General features: G+C 71.0%; 15 protein-coding genes. 3 read left to right on the top strand and 12 right to left on the bottom strand.

Features of this window, described 5'->3' with window-relative positions; genetic code table 11:
• Positions 1–123: 123 nt before the first annotated feature.
• The gene (gene pgi / locus DEO23_RS07800; RefSeq protein ID WP_109275401.1) at positions 124–1,830 is read left to right on the top strand and encodes a glucose-6-phosphate isomerase; all 1,707 of its coding nucleotides are present in this window, start codon (positions 124–126) and stop codon (positions 1,828–1,830) included.
• 421 nt (positions 1,831–2,251) lie between these two features.
• Positions 2,252–3,712 carry a nucleobase:cation symporter-2 family protein gene (locus DEO23_RS07795; RefSeq protein ID WP_240613282.1) on the top strand — a complete coding sequence of 487 codons (1,461 nt, stop codon included), beginning with the start codon at positions 2,252–2,254 and terminating at the stop codon, positions 3,710–3,712.
• Positions 3,713–3,854: 142 nt separating this feature from the next.
• Here the strand turns inward: DEO23_RS07795 and DEO23_RS07790 are convergent, their stop codons facing one another.
• Entirely contained in the window at positions 3,855–5,216 is a 1,362-nt protein-coding gene (locus tag DEO23_RS07790; protein WP_420808017.1) for an MFS transporter, read from the bottom strand.
• Positions 5,217–5,441: 225 nt separating this feature from the next.
• Between DEO23_RS07790 and DEO23_RS07785 the strand changes: the two genes are divergently transcribed.
• Complete coding sequence (locus tag DEO23_RS07785) at positions 5,442–5,987, top strand: GNAT family N-acetyltransferase (protein ID WP_109275399.1); 546 nt, start codon at positions 5,442–5,444, stop codon at positions 5,985–5,987.
• A 17-nt stretch (positions 5,988–6,004) separates the two neighbouring features.
• On the opposite strand, the gene DEO23_RS07780 is transcribed toward DEO23_RS07785, so the two are convergent.
• The 11 genes from DEO23_RS07780 to ftsZ all read right to left on the bottom strand — a co-directional run bounded on the left by DEO23_RS07780 (position 6,005) and on the right by ftsZ (position 18,396).
• A complete protein-coding gene (locus tag DEO23_RS07780; protein ID WP_109275398.1) occupies positions 6,005–7,360 on the bottom strand; it encodes an acyl-CoA dehydrogenase family protein in 1,356 nt (451 codons plus the stop codon).
• Positions 7,361–7,364: 4 nt separating this feature from the next.
• Positions 7,365–8,249, bottom strand: coding sequence for an endonuclease/exonuclease/phosphatase family protein (locus tag DEO23_RS07775; RefSeq protein WP_109275397.1), 885 nt, complete (start codon positions 8,247–8,249; stop codon positions 7,365–7,367).
• A gap of 3 nt (positions 8,250–8,252) precedes the next feature.
• Positions 8,253–11,813: a DNA polymerase III subunit alpha gene (gene dnaE, locus DEO23_RS07770; RefSeq protein WP_109275396.1), complete on the bottom strand. Its 3,561-nt coding sequence runs from the start codon at positions 11,811–11,813 to the stop codon at positions 8,253–8,255.
• Positions 11,814–11,981: 168 nt separating this feature from the next.
• A complete protein-coding gene (locus DEO23_RS07765) occupies positions 11,982–12,707 on the bottom strand; it encodes a hypothetical protein (protein ID WP_109275395.1) in 726 nt (241 codons plus the stop codon).
• Between the two features lie 65 nt (positions 12,708–12,772).
• Positions 12,773–13,702 (bottom strand): RluA family pseudouridine synthase, encoded by a 930-nt coding sequence (locus DEO23_RS07760; protein ID WP_109275394.1) that lies wholly within the window; start codon positions 13,700–13,702, stop codon positions 12,773–12,775.
• Positions 13,699–14,319 (bottom strand): signal peptidase II, encoded by a 621-nt coding sequence (gene lspA / locus DEO23_RS07755; protein ID WP_165831762.1) that lies wholly within the window; start codon positions 14,317–14,319, stop codon positions 13,699–13,701. Before lspA ends, DEO23_RS07760 begins: the two co-directional genes overlap by 4 nt.
• Entirely contained in the window at positions 14,316–15,101 is a 786-nt protein-coding gene (locus DEO23_RS07750; protein ID WP_109275393.1) for a DivIVA domain-containing protein, read from the bottom strand. The genes lspA and DEO23_RS07750 overlap by 4 nt, the downstream gene beginning before the upstream one ends.
• Positions 15,102–15,238: 137 nt before the next feature.
• Entirely contained in the window at positions 15,239–15,529 is a 291-nt protein-coding gene (locus DEO23_RS07745) for a YggT family protein (RefSeq protein WP_109275392.1), read from the bottom strand.
• 7 nt (positions 15,530–15,536) lie between these two features.
• Positions 15,537–16,025, bottom strand: a complete 489-nt coding sequence (locus tag DEO23_RS07740) for a cell division protein SepF (RefSeq protein WP_109275654.1) — start codon at positions 16,023–16,025, stop codon at positions 15,537–15,539.
• 180 nt (positions 16,026–16,205) lie between these two features.
• Entirely contained in the window at positions 16,206–16,967 is a 762-nt protein-coding gene (gene pgeF / locus DEO23_RS07735; RefSeq protein ID WP_109275391.1) for a peptidoglycan editing factor PgeF, read from the bottom strand.
• 10 nt (positions 16,968–16,977) lie between these two features.
• On the bottom strand, positions 16,978–18,396 hold the full coding sequence (gene ftsZ, locus DEO23_RS07730) for a cell division protein FtsZ (protein WP_109275390.1): 1,419 nt from the start codon (positions 18,394–18,396) through the stop codon (positions 16,978–16,980).
• Between the last annotated feature and the right edge of the window lie 31 nt (positions 18,397–18,427).

The raw sequence follows: 18,427 nt of genomic DNA, 5'->3' as shown, positions 1-18,427 counted from the left end.
TCGACTCCCCCGCTCTCACGCCCGTCCTCCCCGGGACCCGATCGCGACAGGACACGACGGGTGTTCCCACCGCCACGTCCGCTCACCTGGCCGAGTCGTCGCCCGTAGGGGGACAATGGGGCCATGACTTCCGCACAGACGCCGCAGAACGAGCAGGACGCACCGGTCGACCCCACCACCACGAACGCCTGGGAGAAGCTCCTGGCGCACGACGAGTCGATCGAGGGATCGCTGCGCGAATGGTTCGACGCCGATCCCCGGCGGGCGCAGCGCTTCAGCCACGACGCCGCCGATCTGCACGTCGACCTCTCCAAGAACCTGGTGACGGCCGAGACCCTCGACCTGCTCCTGCAGCTCGCCGAGGAGACGGGCGTCGCCGCCCGACGCGATGCGATGTTCGCCGGCGCGCACATCAACACCACCGAGGACCGCGCCGTTCTGCACACGGCGCTGCGCCGCCCCGAGGGCGCCTCCCCCGAGCTCGTCGTCGACGGCCAGGACATCGACCACGACGTGCACGAGACCCTCGGCCGCATCTACGACTTCGCGCGCTCGGTCCGCTCGGGCGAGTGGACCGGCGTGACCGGGAAGAAGATCGAGACCGTCGTGAACATCGGCATCGGCGGCTCCGACCTGGGCCCCGTGATGGTCTACGAGGCGCTGAAGCCCTACGCCCAGGAGGGGCTCGAGGCGCGCTTCATCTCGAACATCGATCCGACCGACGCCTACGAGACCACCGCAGACCTCGACCCCGAGACCACCCTCGTGATCGTCGCGTCGAAGACCTTCACCACGCTCGAGACCATCACCAACGCGCGGCTGGTGCGCGAGTGGCTTCTCGCCGGGCTGCGGGAGAACGCGGGGCTCACCGCCGAGCAGGAGAAGGAGGCCGTGGCGAAGCACTTCGTCGCCGTCTCCACCGCGCTGGACAAGGTCGCGGACTTCGGGATCGACCCCGACAACGCCTTCGGCTTCTGGAACTGGGTGGGCGGACGCTACTCGGTCGACTCCGCGATCGGCACCGTGCTGGCGACCGTGCTGGGCCCGGAGACCTTCGAGGAGCTGCTCGCCGGCTTCCACGCGATGGACGAGCACTTCCGCACCGCCCCGGCCGAGAAGAACGTGCCGCTGCTGATGGGCCTCATCAACATCTGGAACGTGAACTTCCTCGAGGCCGAGACCCACGCGGTGCTCCCCTACTCGCAGTACCTCCACCGCTTCCCCGCCTACCTCCAGCAGCTGACCATGGAGTCCAACGGCAAGGACGTGCGCTGGGACGGCTCGACGGCGACGACCGATACCGGCGAGGTCTTCTGGGGCGAGCCCGGCACCAACGGCCAGCACGCCTTCTACCAGCTGATCCACCAGGGCAGCCGGATCATCCCCGCGGACTTCATCGCCTTCGCGGACCCGGTGCGCCCTCTGAAGGACGGCGAGCAGGACGTCCACGAGCTGTTCCTCGCGAACTTCTTCGCCCAGACCAAGGCGCTCGCCTTCGGCAAGAACGAGGAGGAGGTGCGCGCCGAGGGCACCGATGGCGACCTCGTACCCGCGCGCATGTTCTCGGGCGACCGCCCCTCGACCTCGATCATGGCTCCCGCGCTCACCCCGAGCGTCCTGGGTCAGCTGATCGCCCTGTACGAGCACATCACCTTCGTCGAGGGCACCGTGTGGGGCATCAACTCCTTCGACCAGTGGGGCGTGGAGCTCGGCAAGCAGCTCGCGAAGGAGCTCGCCCCCGCCGTCGCCGGCGACGAGAGCGCGATCGACGCCCAGGACTCCTCGACCGCCGAGCTGATCCGCTACTACCGCAGCCACCGCACCGTCTGAGGGACGGGCGGGGCTCCGGCCGGCTGCGCCGCGGGCCTCGGGACGGCGGTCGCTGCCGTCGGCGGCCCGTCGGTGGCCCGTCGGCGGTTCACCGGCGCCGTCGGCGGCCCGTCGGCAGCCCGTCGGCGGCCCCTCGGCGGCGCACCCCGCCTATAGGACAGTTTCGTGCCGAGAACCCCCGTTTTCGGCACGAAACTGTCCGATAGAGGGCTCTCGGCATCTCGACCGGCTCCCCGGATGCCTCACCGCGTCCGCGCAGCCTCACGCAGCACCAGGTGACGGCACCGCAGCGGGGTTTCGCGTCTCACCCCCATCTCCAGCGGATGCGGCCGACCGGTCGCGCGCGTAGTCTGCTCGAAGCGCTCACCGTCGCCGCGGTGGGCGCTTCGTGCTCTCTCCCCCGCTTCGTCAGGACCCCTTCGTGCCCGAGACCTCCTCCTACGAGACGCCCACCTCCGAGAATCCCGTGCCCGAGAACCCCGCGCCCGGGACCGCCGCACCCGGAACTACAGCGCCCGAGTCCGCCGCGCCCGGGACCGCCGCACCCGGCGCCGCCTCCCCCTCCCCCGGCCGGCGCCCCGAGGACGAGCGCCTGCCGCTGGGTCGCAGCCTGGTCTACGGCGCCCAGCACGTGCTCTCGATGTACGGCGGCGTGGTCGCGGTCCCGCTGATCGTCGGCGGCGCCGCGAAGCTCGGGTCGGATCAGATCGGTCTCCTGGTCGCCTCGGCGCTGTTCGTCTCGGGCGTGACCACCCTGCTGCAGTCGCTGGGCATCCCCTTCTTCGGGGCGAAGCTGCCGCTCGTGCAGGGCACCACCTTCGGCGCCGTCTCCACGATGCTCGTGATCATCGCGGGCGACGGCGGTCTCCCCTCGGTCTTCGGTGCCGTGATCGTCGCCGGAGTCGTCGGCTTCCTGCTCGCGCCGGTGGTCTCGCGGCTACAACCGCTGTTCCCGCCCGTGGTGACCGGGACGATCATCGCGGCGATGGGGATCTCCCTGCTGCCGGTCGCCGCCGGATGGATCATGGGCACCGAGGGCGCCCCGGGCTACGGGAGCGCCCTGCATCTCGGGCTCGCGGCGTTCACCCTGGTGGCCGTGCTGGTGTTCTCGCGGATCCGGGCGCTCTCCGGCATCGCCATCCTGCTGGGCATCGCGGTGGGGACCGTGATCGCGGCGCTCGCGGGCTCCGCCGACTTCTCCCAGGTCGCCTCCGGCAGCGTCGTCGCCCTCCCGCGGCCGTTCGCCTTCGGGGCGCCCACGTTCCATCTCGCGGCGATCGTGCCGATGGTCGTGGTCATCATCGTCACCCTGATGGAGACCACCGCCAATCTGTTCGCGGTCACCAAGGTCGTGGGCACGGACCTGCCCCCGCGCCGCCTGGCCGACGGGCTCCGTGCCGACATGGCCGCAAGCGCTCTCGCCCCACTGGTGAACTCGTTCCCCGCGACCGCGTTCGCCCAGAACATCGGCCTGATCTCGGTGACCCGTGTGCGGTCGCGCTTCACGGTCGCCGCCGGCGGCGTGATCCTCGTGCTGCTGGGCCTGGTGCCGCTGCTGGGTCGCGTCGTCGCGGCCGTCCCGCAGCCGGTGCTCGGCGGCGCCGGCCTGGTGCTGTTCGGCTCGGTCGCCGCCGCCGGCATCCGCACCATCGGCGAGGCCCCGCGACGCGATGACCGCGACGCCGGGCACGACACCCTGATCGTCGCGGTCTCGCTGTCGCTCGCTGTGCTGCCCGTCGCCGTGCCCTCGCTCTACGACGCCCTGCCCTCGCTCGCCTCGATGGTGCTCGGCTCGGGCGTGAGCGCGGCCGCCTTCAGTGCCGTCCTGCTGAACCTGCTGCTGAAGGGCCGCGGCGGCATCCGCCCGCACGACCACCTGTAGGCGAGGGAGCCGGAACCAGGGCGCCACGTCCCGCCCGACGGGCCGGTGATGCCCCGATCTGCGCGACGGGCCGGGGCGCCCCGGCCCGGACTGCGGACCGAGGGCGTCCCGGCCCGTCGCGCGGATCCGGTCGAGGTCGGGCTCAGGCCAGGAAGTCCACGTCCTTGGTCTCGGAGCCCACCACGAGCGAGACCAGGGTGATCACTGCGGCGAGCGCGAGGTAGCCGCCGACCAGCCAGAGGTCGCCGCCGAGCACGCTCCACAGGGCGATCAGCGCGTAGGGCGCGGGGGCCGCACCGATCACGGAGGCCAGGTTGTAGCTGACGGCGCTGCCGGTGTAGCGCACGTCGGCCTTGAACATCTCGGGCAGGAAGGCCGCCATCGGCCCGAAGGTGAGGCCCATCAGGGTGAACCCGATGATCAGGGTGGCCATGACGCCCACGGTGCCTGCGGAGACCAGCGGCTGCAGCAGCAGCCCGTAGACGCCGATCGCGACGGAGACCACGATCAGCAGTCGGCGTCGGCCCACGCGGTCGGCGAGGGGGCCCGAGACGAGGGTGAAGATCCCGAAGAACACGACGCCGATGATGAGCATCGTGAGGAAGACCGGACGCGAGTACCCCAGGCCTGGGACCGCGTCCTCGGAGGGGGTGGTGCCCACGACCATGAGGAACGCGGTCATCATGTAGAAGAGCACGTAGGTCGCGACCATCGCGAGGGTGGCGAGGATCAGCGGCCGCCAGGCCGTGGTGAAGACGCGCGCGATGGGCACCGAGGCCACCCGCTGCTCGTCCAGGACCCGCTGGAAGGCGGGGGTCTCCATGAGCTTCAGACGGACCCAGAGGCCGACGACCACGAGGACCGCCGACATCAGGAACGGCAGTCGCCATCCCCAGGAGGCGAACTGGGCGTCGCTCATGGTCACGCTGAGCACGACGAACAGCACGTTGGAGAGGATGAAGCCGATCGGGGCCCCCAGCTGCGGGAAGGTCCCGTACAGCGCACGCTTGCCGGCCGGAGCGTTCTCGGTGGCCAGCAGGGCCGCTCCCGACCACTCGCCGCCCAGGCCCACGCCCTGGCAGAACCGCAGCAGCACCAGGATCGCCGGGGCGAGGAGCGTGAAGCCCGGCACCGAGGCAGTGGGCAGCACACCGATCAGGAAGGTCGCGATGCCCATCACGAGCAGGCTCGCGACCAGGGTGCGCTTGCGCCCGATGCGGTCGCCGAAGTGACCGAAGAGGATCGAGCCGATGGGGCGGGCGAAGAACGCGACCCCGAAGATGGCGAAGGAGTTCAGCAGCTGCGTCGTCGGCGTCTCGTTCGGGAAGAACAGGGCGGGGAAGACCAGCGAGGCGGCGGTCGCGTACGCGTAGAAGTCGAAGAACTCGATGGTGGTGCCGACCATCGAGGCGACGATCACGCGTCCGCGGGTGTTCGCGGGAGCAGCGTCGGGTGCTGTCGTCTCGGACTCGGCCGAGGTCACGGGGGCGGGAGAGTGCGTCACGATCGGGGATCGTACTCCCGGTCTCGCCATGCGGAACCCGGCGTCCGAGGATTGGGATCGCGGTGTGCAGGGGGGACCTGTCCGGCGGCCCGCCGATGGGAGCGGTCCGCCGACGCCCGACACCGGACACCGGACACCGGACACCGGATCGCACGGTGACGCACCCCACCGCCCCTCTTCCGCAGTGCCCCGGTGCTCGCACCCGGACAGTCCTAGTCTGAGGCCGTGCCCCCTGCGATCGCGCGTGACCTGAGCCCGGACGAGGCCCGTGCACGCCTCGACGAGCTCCTCGAGGTCTACCGCAGCGCCTGGGACGCAGGTGCTTCGCTGCTCGAGCATCTGCGCGGGCGCATCCGCTACTCGCTCTCGGCGATGCCCGGGACGCGCATCCTCGTGGTGGAGGACCCCACGACCCACCGCGCGCTCTCGATCATGTTCGGCCATGCCTACCACCGATCGTCCTGGTGGCCCCAGCAGGTCCAGGCTCCGCTCGAGGCGGCCGGGCATGCCGCATGGACGCAGGACGCGTTCGAGGTCGTGGAGATCGCGACGGCTCCCTGGGCGCGGGGGCAGGGCTACGCACGGGCCCTCCTGGAATCCCTGCACGCGACGATGCCGCAGCGCACCTCGCTGCTCTCGACCGGCCCCGACAACCCGGCCCGCGCCCTGTACCGCCGCTGCGGCTACGTCGAGTTGCTGACGGACTTCCGCTACGCGCTCACCGGCTCTCCCGCCGTGGTCCTCGGCTACCGCCGCCCCGGCTCCGGATGACGGAGGGCGGGAGCGCCTCATTCCTCGCGCGGTGCGCCGATCTCCCCGAGCAGGGCCTTGGCGTAGGAGGAGTGGACCGATTCCTCGTCCGAGGGGTGGTAGAGGCCGGCCCGCACGTCGCGTGAGAGTCGCTCGAGCTCGGAGCTTCGCGAGAAGTGCGCGCCACCGCTGGCGCGCAGCACCTGGTCGACGGTGCGGATCGCGGTCTCGGTGGTCCGCGACTTCACACCGGAGAGCTGCAGGAACCACCGCGGGCCGTGGTCCCGGACGCCGGGGCCACGTGCTCCGGTGCCGAGGGCGTCGAGGTCCGCGAGGAGCTTCTCGATCTGGAGCACGGATCCGTCGAGTCCGATCGCGGCATCGGCCAGGCGCCAGCGGATGTCGGGGTCGTCGGCGTGGACGATGCCGCGGGTGACGCTGCGTCGGTGCAGGGCGGTCTGCTGCCCGAGCTCGAGCGCGCGCTCCGCGACGCCCGTGTAGACCGAGGCGAGCAGCAGCTCGAAGGCGCCGAAGACCCCCATCACGAAGGGGTCGGTGTTCGGCCCGACGGACGTGCGGGTGATGACGTCGGCCGGTTCCAGCCGCGCGCCGTGGAGCCGGGTGGTGCGCGACTGGGTGGCGCGCATGCCGTGGGTGTCCCAGTCCGAGAGGGTCTCGACGCGATCCGTGCGGACGATCGTGCCGAAGACCAGTTCGGGCTCGAGGGACTCGGAGAACTCGGAGCGCTCGGACAGATCGGAGAGATCAGAGGCCCCGGCGGCGTCGCCCACCCTGGCATGGACGACGAGTCGGTCCCACACCGGCGCGAGGGAGGTGAAGATCTTGGTCCCGCTGAGGGAATACCCGCCATCGGCGTCCGCCACGGCGCTGGTGGCGGAGTCGAAGAGCATCGCCTCGTTGCCCGGCTCGGAGATCCCGAAGGCGAGCAGCTCGCCGCGGGCTGCGCTCGAGAGCAGCCGCTCGGCGCCCGCCCTCTCGGCGCCCGGGGCACCCACGCGCAGGGCGTGCAGGGCGGCCCCGGTGACCACCAGGTGCATGTTCATCGAGAGCGCCGTGGCCGGGGCCGCCTGCGCCAGTCGGCGCTGGATCCTCCCGGCCTCGAGCAGGCTCGCACCGAGCCCGCCCAGCTCGACGGGGACCAGCAGACGCAGGTATCCGCGCTCGCGCAGGGCGGCGAGGTCCGCCTCGGGGAAGGTGTTCTCCCGGTCGTGCACGGCGGCGCGCTCGCGGAAGGCCGCCAGCAGGTGTTCGGGCAAGAGGTCCTCGGGCAGCAGCTCCCCGGCCGGCAGGTCCTCGGGCGGCAGGTCCCCGGGCAGGAGGCTCTCGCCCCGGCGGGCCTCGGGATCGCGCGGGGCAGGATCGGCGGTGGTCATCGCCTCACCGTAGAGGAGCCGGCGGCTCCGCGCCGTCGCTCCGCGCGATGGTCGCGACCACCGGCCGATGGTCCGAGGCGAGCGTGCGAGGCACAGTGAGGTCGCGGATGCCGAGATCCCCGCGCACCCAGACCGAGTCCAGTCGACGCAGCGGGATGCCCGCCGGGTTGGTGGCGGCACGGGCGGCGTCCACGAACGGCACCGCTGCCTGCAGTTTCGAGAGGAGCGGGGTGCGTGGCACGTGGCGGCTGAGGATGCTCGCCGCCTCCTGCCAGCCCTGCGCCGCGAGCGGCGCGAGCTCACTCGAGCCGGGATCGGCGTTCAGGTCACCGACCAGCACCGCGGGCCCGGTGATCTCCTCGGCATGCTCGAGGATGCGCAGCACCTGCGCGGTGCGGTGGGCGTGGGACTCGTGGTCGAGGTGGGTCACCAGCACCGCGAGCTCGTCGCCGCCCTGCTCGCCGCCGTCGGCCGCCGACCCCGGACCATCGGCAGGTGGCACCGCGATCCGGGTGCTCAGCAGCACCCGCGGCTCCCGCGGCGGCAGCAGGCCGGGGTGCCCGGGCAGCAGGTGGGCCTGGGCAGAGCCGAGCGGGGAACGGCTGAGCAGGGCACAGCCGTACTGACGGCGGGGCCCCTCCTCATGGGGCGCCGGACGATCGATGGCGGGGGCGAAGCGCACGTGCATGCGCAGCATCTGGGCGAGACGGTGCGCCTGGTCCTCGCCGCCCGAGCGCGGCCCGAAGGCGACGTCGACCTCCTGCAGACCGACCACGTCCGCCTCAAGGGAGGCGATGGCGTCGGCGGTGCGCGCGAGATCGAGCCGCCCGCGGCCGTCGGCCCCGTGGTGGATGTTGTACGTCGCGATGCGCAGCGTGCCCTCGTCCATGTGTCAGTGGAGGCAGCCGGGTCCCAGCAGCGCCTTCAGCGAGGCGTACAGCGCTGCCGAGGGCGAGACCGCGAGACGCTTGTCGAGCTGCAGGAGGGTCGAGCGGCCGGGCTCCTGGAGCTTCAGCCGCACCTCGCTCATGCCGCGATTGTCCTCGAGCACGCCGCGCAGGTCCTCGGCGATGCGCTGGGTGAACCGGGTGGCGGGCACCGAGATCACCACGGGCCCGTCGGTCCCCATCGAGCTGGAGGTGTCGGGGATGCTCATCTCCATCACCCGCATCTCGGGCATGCCCTTGGACGTGTCGACGCGGCCCTTCATGGAGACCACGAGGTCCTCGGCGAGCTCGGTCGCGACGGTCTGGTAGGTGGTGGGGAACAGCAGGCAGTCGATCGACCCCTCGAGGTCCTCGACGGTGGCGATCGCCCACATGTCGCCCTTCTTGGTGGTCTTGCGCTGCAGGCCCGTGATCAGGCCCGCGATCGTGACCATCGTGCCGTCCTCGATCGCCCCGTCGTCGGCCAGGGAGGCGATCGTGGTCGTCGAGTTCTGGGCGATGATGTGCTCGAGCCCGTGCAGCGGGTGGTCCGAGACGTACAGGCCCAGCATGTTGCGCTCGAAGGCGAGCTTCTCCTTGCGGTCCCATTCGGGCAGCTCGGGGATGGTGATGGTGGCCGACGAGCCGGAGCTCTCCTCTCCCCCGTCGCCGCCGAAGAGATCGGAGCCGAAGAGGTCGTACTGGCCCTGGGCCTCCTTGCGCTTGACCCCGACCACCGAGTCGACCGCGTCCTCGTGGATGAGCACCAGCGAGCGGCGGTTCGCGCCCAGGGAGTCGAAGGCGCCGCCCTTGATGAGCGACTCGATCGTGCGCTTGTTGCACACGGTCAGCGGCACCTTGTCCAGGAAGTCGGTGAAGGAGGTGAAGGCGCCCTTCTCCTCGCGGGCCTGGAGGATCGCCTCGACGACGTTGGCGCCGACGTTGCGGATCGCGGAGAGCCCGAAGCGGATGTCGTCGCCCACGGCCGAGAAGTACAGGTCGGACTCGTTGACGTCCGGCGGGAGCACGGTGATGCCGTGGTGGCGGCAGTCGCCGAGGTAGAAGCCGAGACGGTCGCGGTTCTCCTGCGTGGAGGTGAGCAGCGCCGCCATGTACTCGGTCGGGAAGTGCGCCTTGAGGTACGCGGTCCAGTAGGAGACCACGCCGTAGGCCGCCGAGTGCGACTTGTTGAAGGCGTAGTCGGCGAAGGGCAGCAGCGTCTCCCACAGCGCCGTGATGGCCGCGTTCGAGTAGCCCCGCTCCTTCATGCCGGCCTCGAAGGAGACGTGCTGCTTGTCCAGCTCGGCCTTCTTCTTCTTGCCCATCGCACGACGCAGGATGTCGGCCTCGCCGAGCGAGTACCCGGCGACCTTCTGGGCGATCTGCATGACCTGCTCCTGATACACGATCAGGCCGTAGGTCTCGGAGAGGACCTCCTGCAGCGGCTCCTCGAGCTCCGGGTGGATCGGGGTGATCTCCTGCATCCCGTTCTTGCGCAGCGCGTAGTTCGTATGGGAGTTCATGCCCATCGGGCCAGGTCGGTAGAGCGCACCGAGGGCGGAGATGTCCCCGAACTTGTCGGGCTTCATCTGCCGGCACAGCTCTCGGTACCCGGCGGAGTCGAACTGGAACACCCCGGCGGTGTCGCCGCGCTGCAGCAGCGCGTACGGGGCGGGGTCGTCGAACTCGAGGGTCTCGAGGTCCGGGGCGGTCTTGCCGTTCTTCTCGATGTTCTCCAGGGCGTCGGAGATGATCGTGAGGTTGCGCAGCCCCAGGAAGTCCATCTTCAGCAGGCCGAGCGCCTCGCACTCGGGGTACTCGAACTGGGTGATGACCTGGCCGTCGGACGGGCGGCGCATAATCGGGATGATGTCGGTCAGCGTGTGGCTGGACATGATGATCCCGCAGGCGTGCACGCCCCATCCGCGGGCGAGGCCCTCGACGCCCTTGGCGATCTCGAGGACGCGCTGGGCGTCGGGGTTCTCCTGGACGACGCGCCGGAACTCCCCGGCCTCGGCGTAGCGCTTGTGCTCGGGGTCGTCGATGCCCGAGAGCGGGATGTCCTTGCCCATCACCGAGGGCGGGAGCGCCTTGGAGAGCATGTCGCCCATGGCGTAGGGGTAGCCGAGCACGCGCGAGGCGTCCTTGAGCGAGTTCTTGGTCTTCATGACGCCGAAGGTGACCAGCTGGGAGACCTTGTCGTCGCCGTACTTGCGGGTCACGTACTCGATGACCTCGCCACGACGGCGATCATCGAAGTCGACGTCGAAGTCGGGCATGGAGACGCGGTCGGGGTTCAGGAAGCGCTCGAAGAGCAGACCGTGCTCGAGGGGGTTCAGATCGGTGATGCGCATGGCGTAGGCGACCATCGAGCCGGCGCCGGAGCCTCGGCCGGGCCCCACGCGGATCCCGTTCTCCTTGGCCCACTTGATGAAGTCGGAGACCACCAGGAAGTAGCCCGGGAAGCCCATCTGGGTGATGATCCCGGTCTCGTAGTCGGCCTGCTTCTTCACGTCGTCGGGGATGCCCTGGGGGAAGCGGTACTCCAGCCCCCGCTGGACCTCCTTGATGAACCACGAGTGCTCGTCCTCCCCGGGCGGGCAGGGGAAGACGGGCATGTAGTTCGCGCCCTCGGCGGTGGTGGTGAACGAGACGTCGCACATCTCGGCGACCCGCAGCGTGTTGTCGCACGCCTCGGGGAGCTCACGGAACAGCTCGCGCATCTCGCGCGCGGACTTCAGGTAGTAGCCGGAGCCGCCGAACTTGAAGCGCCCGGGGGTGTCGAAGGTGGAGCCCGAGTTGATGCACAGCAGGGCGTCCTGGATCTTCGCATCCTCCTCGGTGACGTAGTGGAGGTCGTTGGTGGCCAGCAGCGGCGCGCCGATGTGCTTCGAGAGCGCGATCAGCTCCTGGGTCACGCGCTGCTCGAGCTGGAGCCCGTGGTCCATGAGCTCGACGAAGTAGTGCTCCTTGCCGAACATGTCCTGGAACTCGCCCGCGGCCTTGACCGCCTCGTCCCACTGCCCCAGGCGGATGCGCGTCTGGATCTCGCCCGACGGGCAGCCGGTGGAGGCGATCAGTCCGCTCGAGTACTTCTGGAGGATCTCGCGGTCCATCCGCGGCCACTTGCCCATCTGGCCGTCGAGCGAGGCCTCCGAGGCGAGCCGGAAGAGGTTGTGCATACCCTCGGTGTTGCGCGAGAGAAGGGTGAGGTGGGTGTAGGCACCGCGCGCGGAGACGTCGTCGCCGGCCTCCTGCTGCTCCTTGGTGCCCCACTGCACGCGGGTGCGATCGTGACGGCTGGTCCCCGGGGTCACGTAGGCCTCGACGCCGATGATCGGCTTCACGCCGGCCGCGGTGGCGGTGCGGTAGAACTCGTAGGCGCCGAACACGTAGCCGTGGTCGGTGATCGCGATGGCCTTCTGGTCCTGACGGACCGCCTCGTCCACGAGTTTGTCGACCTTCGCAGCCCCGTCCAGCAGCGAGTAATCGGTATGGACGTGGAGGTGAACGAAGTCGTCGGCCATGGGATCCAGCGTACTGGTGGGGGCCGACGGTCGGCTCCCTCCCGCGGCGTCGGGGAGGTCACCCCGGCGGGTCGCGGGGAGCGGGAATGCGCGCGGGGTGCGCGGCGTTCGGCGGCCGGATGCGCGGCGCTCGACGGGCGCGTGCGCCGACGTCCCTCCTCGCTCCGCTCAGGCGTCGTCCTGCTCGGCCTCCTGGTCCCGGCGCATGCCGGTCAGGAGCTGGTCGAGGTAGTCGTGGACGTCCTCGTAGCTGAGGTGGCGCTCGTCGCGGCGCGGCGGGATGCCGCCCACGAAGGCGCCGCCGTGCCAGGCCATCGAGTCGTCGGGCAGGGTCGGGTCGTCGTCGCGCCAGAGGTCCAGCGGGATCGCGTGGGCGGCGAGGTCGCGGGCGATCTCGTCGGCTCGGGCCGGATCCCCGGCTCGCTGCAGGATCTGCACCAGGAGCGACTGGGCGGCCCAGGCGGAGGCCTCGTCCCCACCGGGATCCACGGACTCCTGGACGAGCCCCACGAAGCTCGCCGCGAGGGCGTCCTCCCCCGCCTCGTAGTGGTCCTTGGCGATCCGCAGGGCGATCCGCGGGACGACCGTGCGGTGCTCCCACAAGCTCGCCGCGCCCAGCAGGGCCATGCCGGTGCCGGTCGGGAAGTCGGGGTCCAGGGCGAGCGCGGAGCGCGGCGGACGGCCCGCCCGGCGGTCGTCGTCGGCCTCGAGGAACGCTGCGGCCGCCTCGTCGATGGCCCGGCGCGTCCGGTCCTCGTCGCGCAGCACGACCTCCGCCTGCTCGGGGTCGATGCCCAGCACGCGCGCCACGCGGCCGACGGGGAAGTCGGACCTCGCGAGCGCTCGCTCGTGCGGGGCGACGAGTGCTGCGGGGTCGGCGCTGTTCTCGCTCATGCTCCGACGCTACAGGGCCGCGCCGCAGGACCCCGACCGGGCGGGGGCGCAGTGCGGCACACCGCTCAGGCGGTCTCGCGCAGCGCGTCCAGGGCGTGCTGGAGGTCCGCGGGATAGTGCGAGGTGTAGGTCACCTGCTCGCCGCTGCCGGGATGGACGAAGGAGAGCTCCATGGCGTGCAGCCACTGCCGAGTGAGGTCCAGGCGGGCCGCGACGGTCGGGTCCGAGCCGTACATGGGGTCCCCGACCAGCGGGTGGTGCATGGCCGAGAAGTGCACGCGGATCTGATGGGTGCGGCCGGTCTCGAGCTTGACCGCGCACAGGGCCGCACCGGGCAGCTCCTCGATCACGTCGTAGTGGGTGACCGAGGCCTTGCCGGAATCGACCACGGCGAACTTGAAGTGATGGGTCGGGGCGCGGCCGATGGGCGCGTCGATGGTGCCCTGGGGCGGCACCGGGTGCCCCTGGCACAGCGCGTGGTAGCTCTTGGCGACCTGACGGGCACGGAAGGCGTCCTTGAGGGTGGTGTAGGCACGCTCGGTGCGGGCGACGACCATCAGGCCGCTGGTGCCCACGTCCAGGCGCGAGACGATGCCCTGGCGCTCGGGATCCCCGGTGGTGCGGATGCTGACGCCGGCGCCCGCGAGGTGGCCGAGGACCGTCGGGCCGTTCCAGCCCGGGCTGGGGTGGGCGGCGACGCCGACGGGCTTGTCGATCACGACGATGTCGTCGTCGACGTGCACGAGCTCCATGCCCTCGACGATGCTGGGGCGCACGCGGACGGCGGGCGCCTCGTCGGGGATGTGCACGGTGAGCATCGCGCCGGGCTCGAGGCGGGTCGAGCGGGCGGGGGCGGAACCGTCCACCTCGACCTCGCCCGCGGTGACGAGATCCGCGGCCCGGGTGCGGGAGAGCCCGAACAGACGGGCGATGCCGACGTCGACCCTCTCCCCCGCGAGGCCCTCGGGGACCGGCAGGGTGCGCTGCTGGCTCATCGCGGTGGCTCCGTCTCGTCGTGGTCCGTCCCGGAGGTCGCCTCGCGCTCGGTGACGGCCGTGGGATCGGCGGGCCGTCCGAGCAGTCCGAGCAGCACCACGAGGACCGCGCCGGTGGTGACGCCCATGTCGGCGACGTTGAAGATCGGCCAGTGCGGCAGTTCGAGGAAGTCCACGACCCAGCCGGTGAAGGGGCCCGGGGCCCGCAGCAGGCGGTCGTGGATGTTGCCGAGCGCTCCGCCCAGCACCAGCCCGAGGGCGATCGCGTACCAGGGCGAGCGCACGGAGCGCACCGCGAAGACGATCACGCCGATCGCGATCACGATCTGCACGCTGGTGACGACGGGCGTGATGCCCGCGCCCATCCCCCATGCCGCTCCGGAGTTGTACAGCAGATTCAGCTGCAGCAGATCGCCGATCAGCGGCCGCTGCAGCCCCACCTCGAGGGTGGATTCGGCCCACTGCTTCGTCAGCAGGTCGACGACCAGGATCACGACGGCGACGACCCCGAGGACCGACAGGGCGCCGGCTGCGGGGAGGCGTGCCCGGCTCGAACGGCGGCGACCGCCGGACCGATGCGGTCCGGCGGTCGCCGATGCAGAGGCCTTCTGGCTCACAGGCCGAAGTTGGCTTGCTTGTCCTGGGTCTCGCTGGTCTCGAGCTCCTGCAGCTGGTTCTCGAGGTAGTTGCGCAGGCGGCTGCGGTAGTCGCGCTCGAAGGTCCGCAGCTTCTCGATGGACTTCTCGAGGTCGCCCTTCTGGGTCTCGAGGTCCGCGAGCGTGGTGCGGGACTTCTCCTCCGCCTCGGTGACGATGCGCTTGTGCTCCGCGTTGGCCTCGGAGATGAGGCGGTCGCGCTCGTCCTCGCCGTTGCGCACGTACTCGTCGTGCAGGCGGTTGGCCAGCGCGATGATGCCGGCGGCGGACTGGTCCCCGTCCTGCACCGGGACGGCGGCCTCGCTGGTCGGCGCGGAGCCGGTCGGTGCGGAGCCCTCGGTGCTCTCGCCCTCGACGGCGGTGGCGTCGGCCGAGGTGTCGGCGACGGCCGCGGTGGTCCCGCTCTCGGGCTCGGCGGCGGCCTGCTCGGAACCGGCGACGACGGTCTCGTCCGCGTCGGCCGTGTCGGTCTCGGCCGCGACGCTTGATCCGGCGGCACCCGCGCCTGCGCCCGCGGCACCGGCGGTGGCCTCGGACTCCTGGGCGGCGTTCTCGAGCTCGGCGACGCGGTTGTGCGCCTCCTCGAGCTCCTTGGTCAGCCGCGAGTTCTCGTCGATCAGCTCCTGCAGGCGCGGAAGCACCTCGAGGTCGAGGTAGTTGTCGACCTCGTCCATGTCATAGCCTTCGGAGAACCGAACCGGGGTGAACCGCTTGTTCTCCAGGTCCTCGGGCATGAGAGCCATGGGTCACCTTCTCGTACGTCTAGTGGTGGCGCGCCGCGCTACGCAGCTGCAGGACAGCCTAGCGGATTCCACGGGCAGGGACGGCCAGGTCGGGGAGCAGACCGGTCACATGTGGACAGGGCTCACAAGCACGGACCTCACAGGGCCATGCGACCCAGGATCCTCAGCAGCAGCGAGCACACCAGCAGCAGGACCAGCAGGCTGAGATCCAGGGACACGGCACCCAGCCGCAACGGCGGGATCAGCCGACGCAGGAAATGCACCGGCGGGTCCGTGAGCGTGAAGACGAGCTCGAACAGCAGCAGTACCAGCCCGCGCGGACGGAAGTCCCGCGCGTAGGCACGGATCCAGTCCAGCACGAGGCGTGCCAGCAGGACCAGCGTGTACAGCAGCAGCGCGAGGTACAGGATCGATGCGATCAGCGCCACCGGGCACTCAGCTCTGGTTGTAGAAACTGCCCTCGTCCGTGGTGGAGTCGCCGTCCACCTCGACGAACTCCGGGGAGAGCAGGAAGACCTTCCCCGTGATGCGCTCGATGCTGCCGCGGAGTCCGAAGACGAGGCCGGCGCAGAAGTCGACCATGCGCTTGGCGTCGCCGTCCTGCATGTCGCTGAGGTTCACGATCACCGGGACGCCGTCACGGAAGGACTCGCCGATGGCCTTGGCGTCGTTGTACGAGCGCGGGTGGATGGTGGTGATGCGCTGCATCGAATCCTCCGACGGATGGCTCACGGCCACCACGTTGCTCTGGCGCTGGCGGATCGGGGTCACCTGCGCCTCCCGCTCGTGGGTGGGCTCGACGGCGCGATCGGTGCGGCGCACCGGCGCGGACTCGTCGCGGCGAACCGCCTCGTCCTCGTAGTAGTCGTCATCGATCTCGTTGGCGAGGCCGAGCGCGACCATCGCGTTATGCCAGGCTCCCATGGTGCTCTCCCGGTGCATTCGTGTCCGCTGCTGGTGGTCAAGGGCTCCGGGGAAGCACGGGGAGTGCGCGGGAGCCCTGGTGAAGAACCTACCCGAGCACCCCGGCGCGGCAACGGACGTGTGCGGCGTGTCGTGGCGTGTCGCCTGTTCAGCGCGTCCGTCCTCGGGACGCCTCGCCCTTCAGTCGCGCTCGGCGGTCGCCCGTCGGATCACGCCGGCGAAGCGTCCCGTGCGTTCCTGCCCGCGATAGGAGAAGAAGGCCGGGTCCTCGAGGGTGCACGGGTGGTCGTCGTCGATGCTCGCCCGCGGGACGCCCTGCCCGACCAGGACCTCGACCGCACCGGCTCGCAGGTCCAGGCCCGGCGTCCCCGCCCGCGTCGTGGTCCAGGTCGCTTCGTTCACGGCACGGGCCTCCTCGCGCATCTGCTCCGGGACCTCGTAGCAGGCACCGCAGATGCCGGGACCGATCGTGACCTCGAGACGCTCGGGACGGCCACCGAGGTCGACCATTCGGGCGAGGGTGTTCTCGAGGACGCCGCCCAGGAGCCCCGCACGCCCGGCGTGCGCGGCCCCGACGACGCCCGCCGCCGGATCGCTCAGCAGCACCGGCAGGCAGTCCGCGACCATGATCGCGAGGGCCACGTCCTCCCGATCGGTGACCAGCGCGTCGGCCGTGACCGGCCCGGGAGCGCCCGGGTCGGGCACGTGCACACGATCGGAATGCACCTGGTCGACGAAGACGAGCGGCGCTCCCATCGCCCCGGCGAGGACCTCACGGTTCCGCTCGACCGCCGACGGGTCGTCGCCGACGTGGTGGGCGAGGTTCAGGGACGCGAAGGGCGGCACGGAGACGCCGCCCTCGCGCGCGCTGAACAGTGCCCGGGCCCCGCGCAGCTGCGGGACCCGGGCACCGTGAACGGCCGACGGCCGTGGAGATGTCACGGCCGGATCGTCACTTCAGGAAGGAGGGAAGATCCAGGTCGTCGTCATCGGCCGGGGGCTCCTCCACGCGGGGCGGCTGCACCGGGGAGGGCTGACGCTGCACCGGTGCCGGCTGCACGGGCTGGGCGCCGCGTGCGTCCCCGAAGGCCTGGCCCTGGGGATCCTGACCCTGCTGGGAGAACGGCTGCGCCTGCTGCGGAGCCTCCTGCTCAGAGTCGGCCGGATCCGTGCTCTCGCCGTGGAAGCCGCCCTGGGCCTCCTGCTGGGAGGGGGCGAAGCTCTGCTGGGGCACGCCCCAGCCTCCGCTGGTCGCCGGCGCCGCCGAGGCGGAGTCCGCCGACCGTGCCGGACGCGGCTCCGGACGCGAGGGGGCGCTCGAGGCACTCGCCCCGCGGCCCGCACCCAGGGCGCGGTTCGCACCCTCCTGGCGAGTGGCCCGCTCGGGCCGCGCGAGCGGCGAGGACTCGCTGCGCGGGGTGGGTCCGCCGCCCTCGAAGCCGGCCGCGATCACGGTCACGCGCACCTCGTCGCCCAGGGCGTCGTCGATCACGGAGCCGAAGATGATGTTCGCGTCGGGGTGCGCGGCCTCCTGCACCAGGCGCGCCGCCTCGGAGACCTCGTACAGGCCGAGGTCGCTGCCGCCCTGGATGGACAGCAGCACGCCGTAGGCACCGTCGATGGAGGCCTCGAGCAGCGGGCTGGAGACGGCGAGCTCGGCAGCCTGCAGGGCGCGATCGTCCCCACGGGACGAGCCGATGCCCATCAGGGCGCTTCCCGCCCCCTGCATCACGGACTTCACGTCCGCGAAGTCGAGGTTGATCAGACCCGGTGTGGTGATCAGGTCGGTGATGCCCTGGACGCCCGAGAGCAGCACCTGGTCGGCGCTCTTGAACGCGTCGAGCATGGAGACCTGCTTGTCGGCGATCGAGAGCAGACGGTCGTTGGGGATCACGATCAGCGTGTCCACCTCGGACTGCAGCGCCTCGATGCCGGACTCCGCCTGGCTCGAGCGGCGACGGCCCTCGAAGGTGAAGGGGCGGGTGACCACGCCGATGGTCAGCGCGCCGAGGCTGCGGGCGATCTTGGCGACGACCGGCGCGCCGCCGGTGCCCGTGCCGCCGCCCTCACCGGCGGTCACGAAGACCATGTCGGCCCCGCGCAGGACCTCCTCGATCTCCTCGCCGTGGTCCTCGGCGGCCTTGCGGCCGACCTCGGGGTCGGCGCCCGCGCCGAGACCGCGGGTGATCTCCTTGCCCACGTCGAGCTTCACGTCGGCGTCCGACATGAGCAGCGCCTGGGCATCGGTGTTGATCGCGATGAACTCGACGCCCTTGAGGCCGGACTCGATCATGCGGTTGACGGCGTTGACACCACCGCCGCCGATACCGACGACCTTGATGACAGCGAGATAATTCTGGGATCCGGCCACGTTCGAGTCCTTGCTCTTGTCGTACTCGTGC

This window comes from Brachybacterium endophyticum (genome assembly GCF_003130585.1).
Lineage (GTDB): Bacteria > Actinomycetota > Actinomycetes > Actinomycetales > Dermabacteraceae > Brachybacterium > Brachybacterium endophyticum.
Note: the sequence above shows the minus strand (reverse complement) of the source record. Positions and strands in the feature narration are given on the sequence as shown.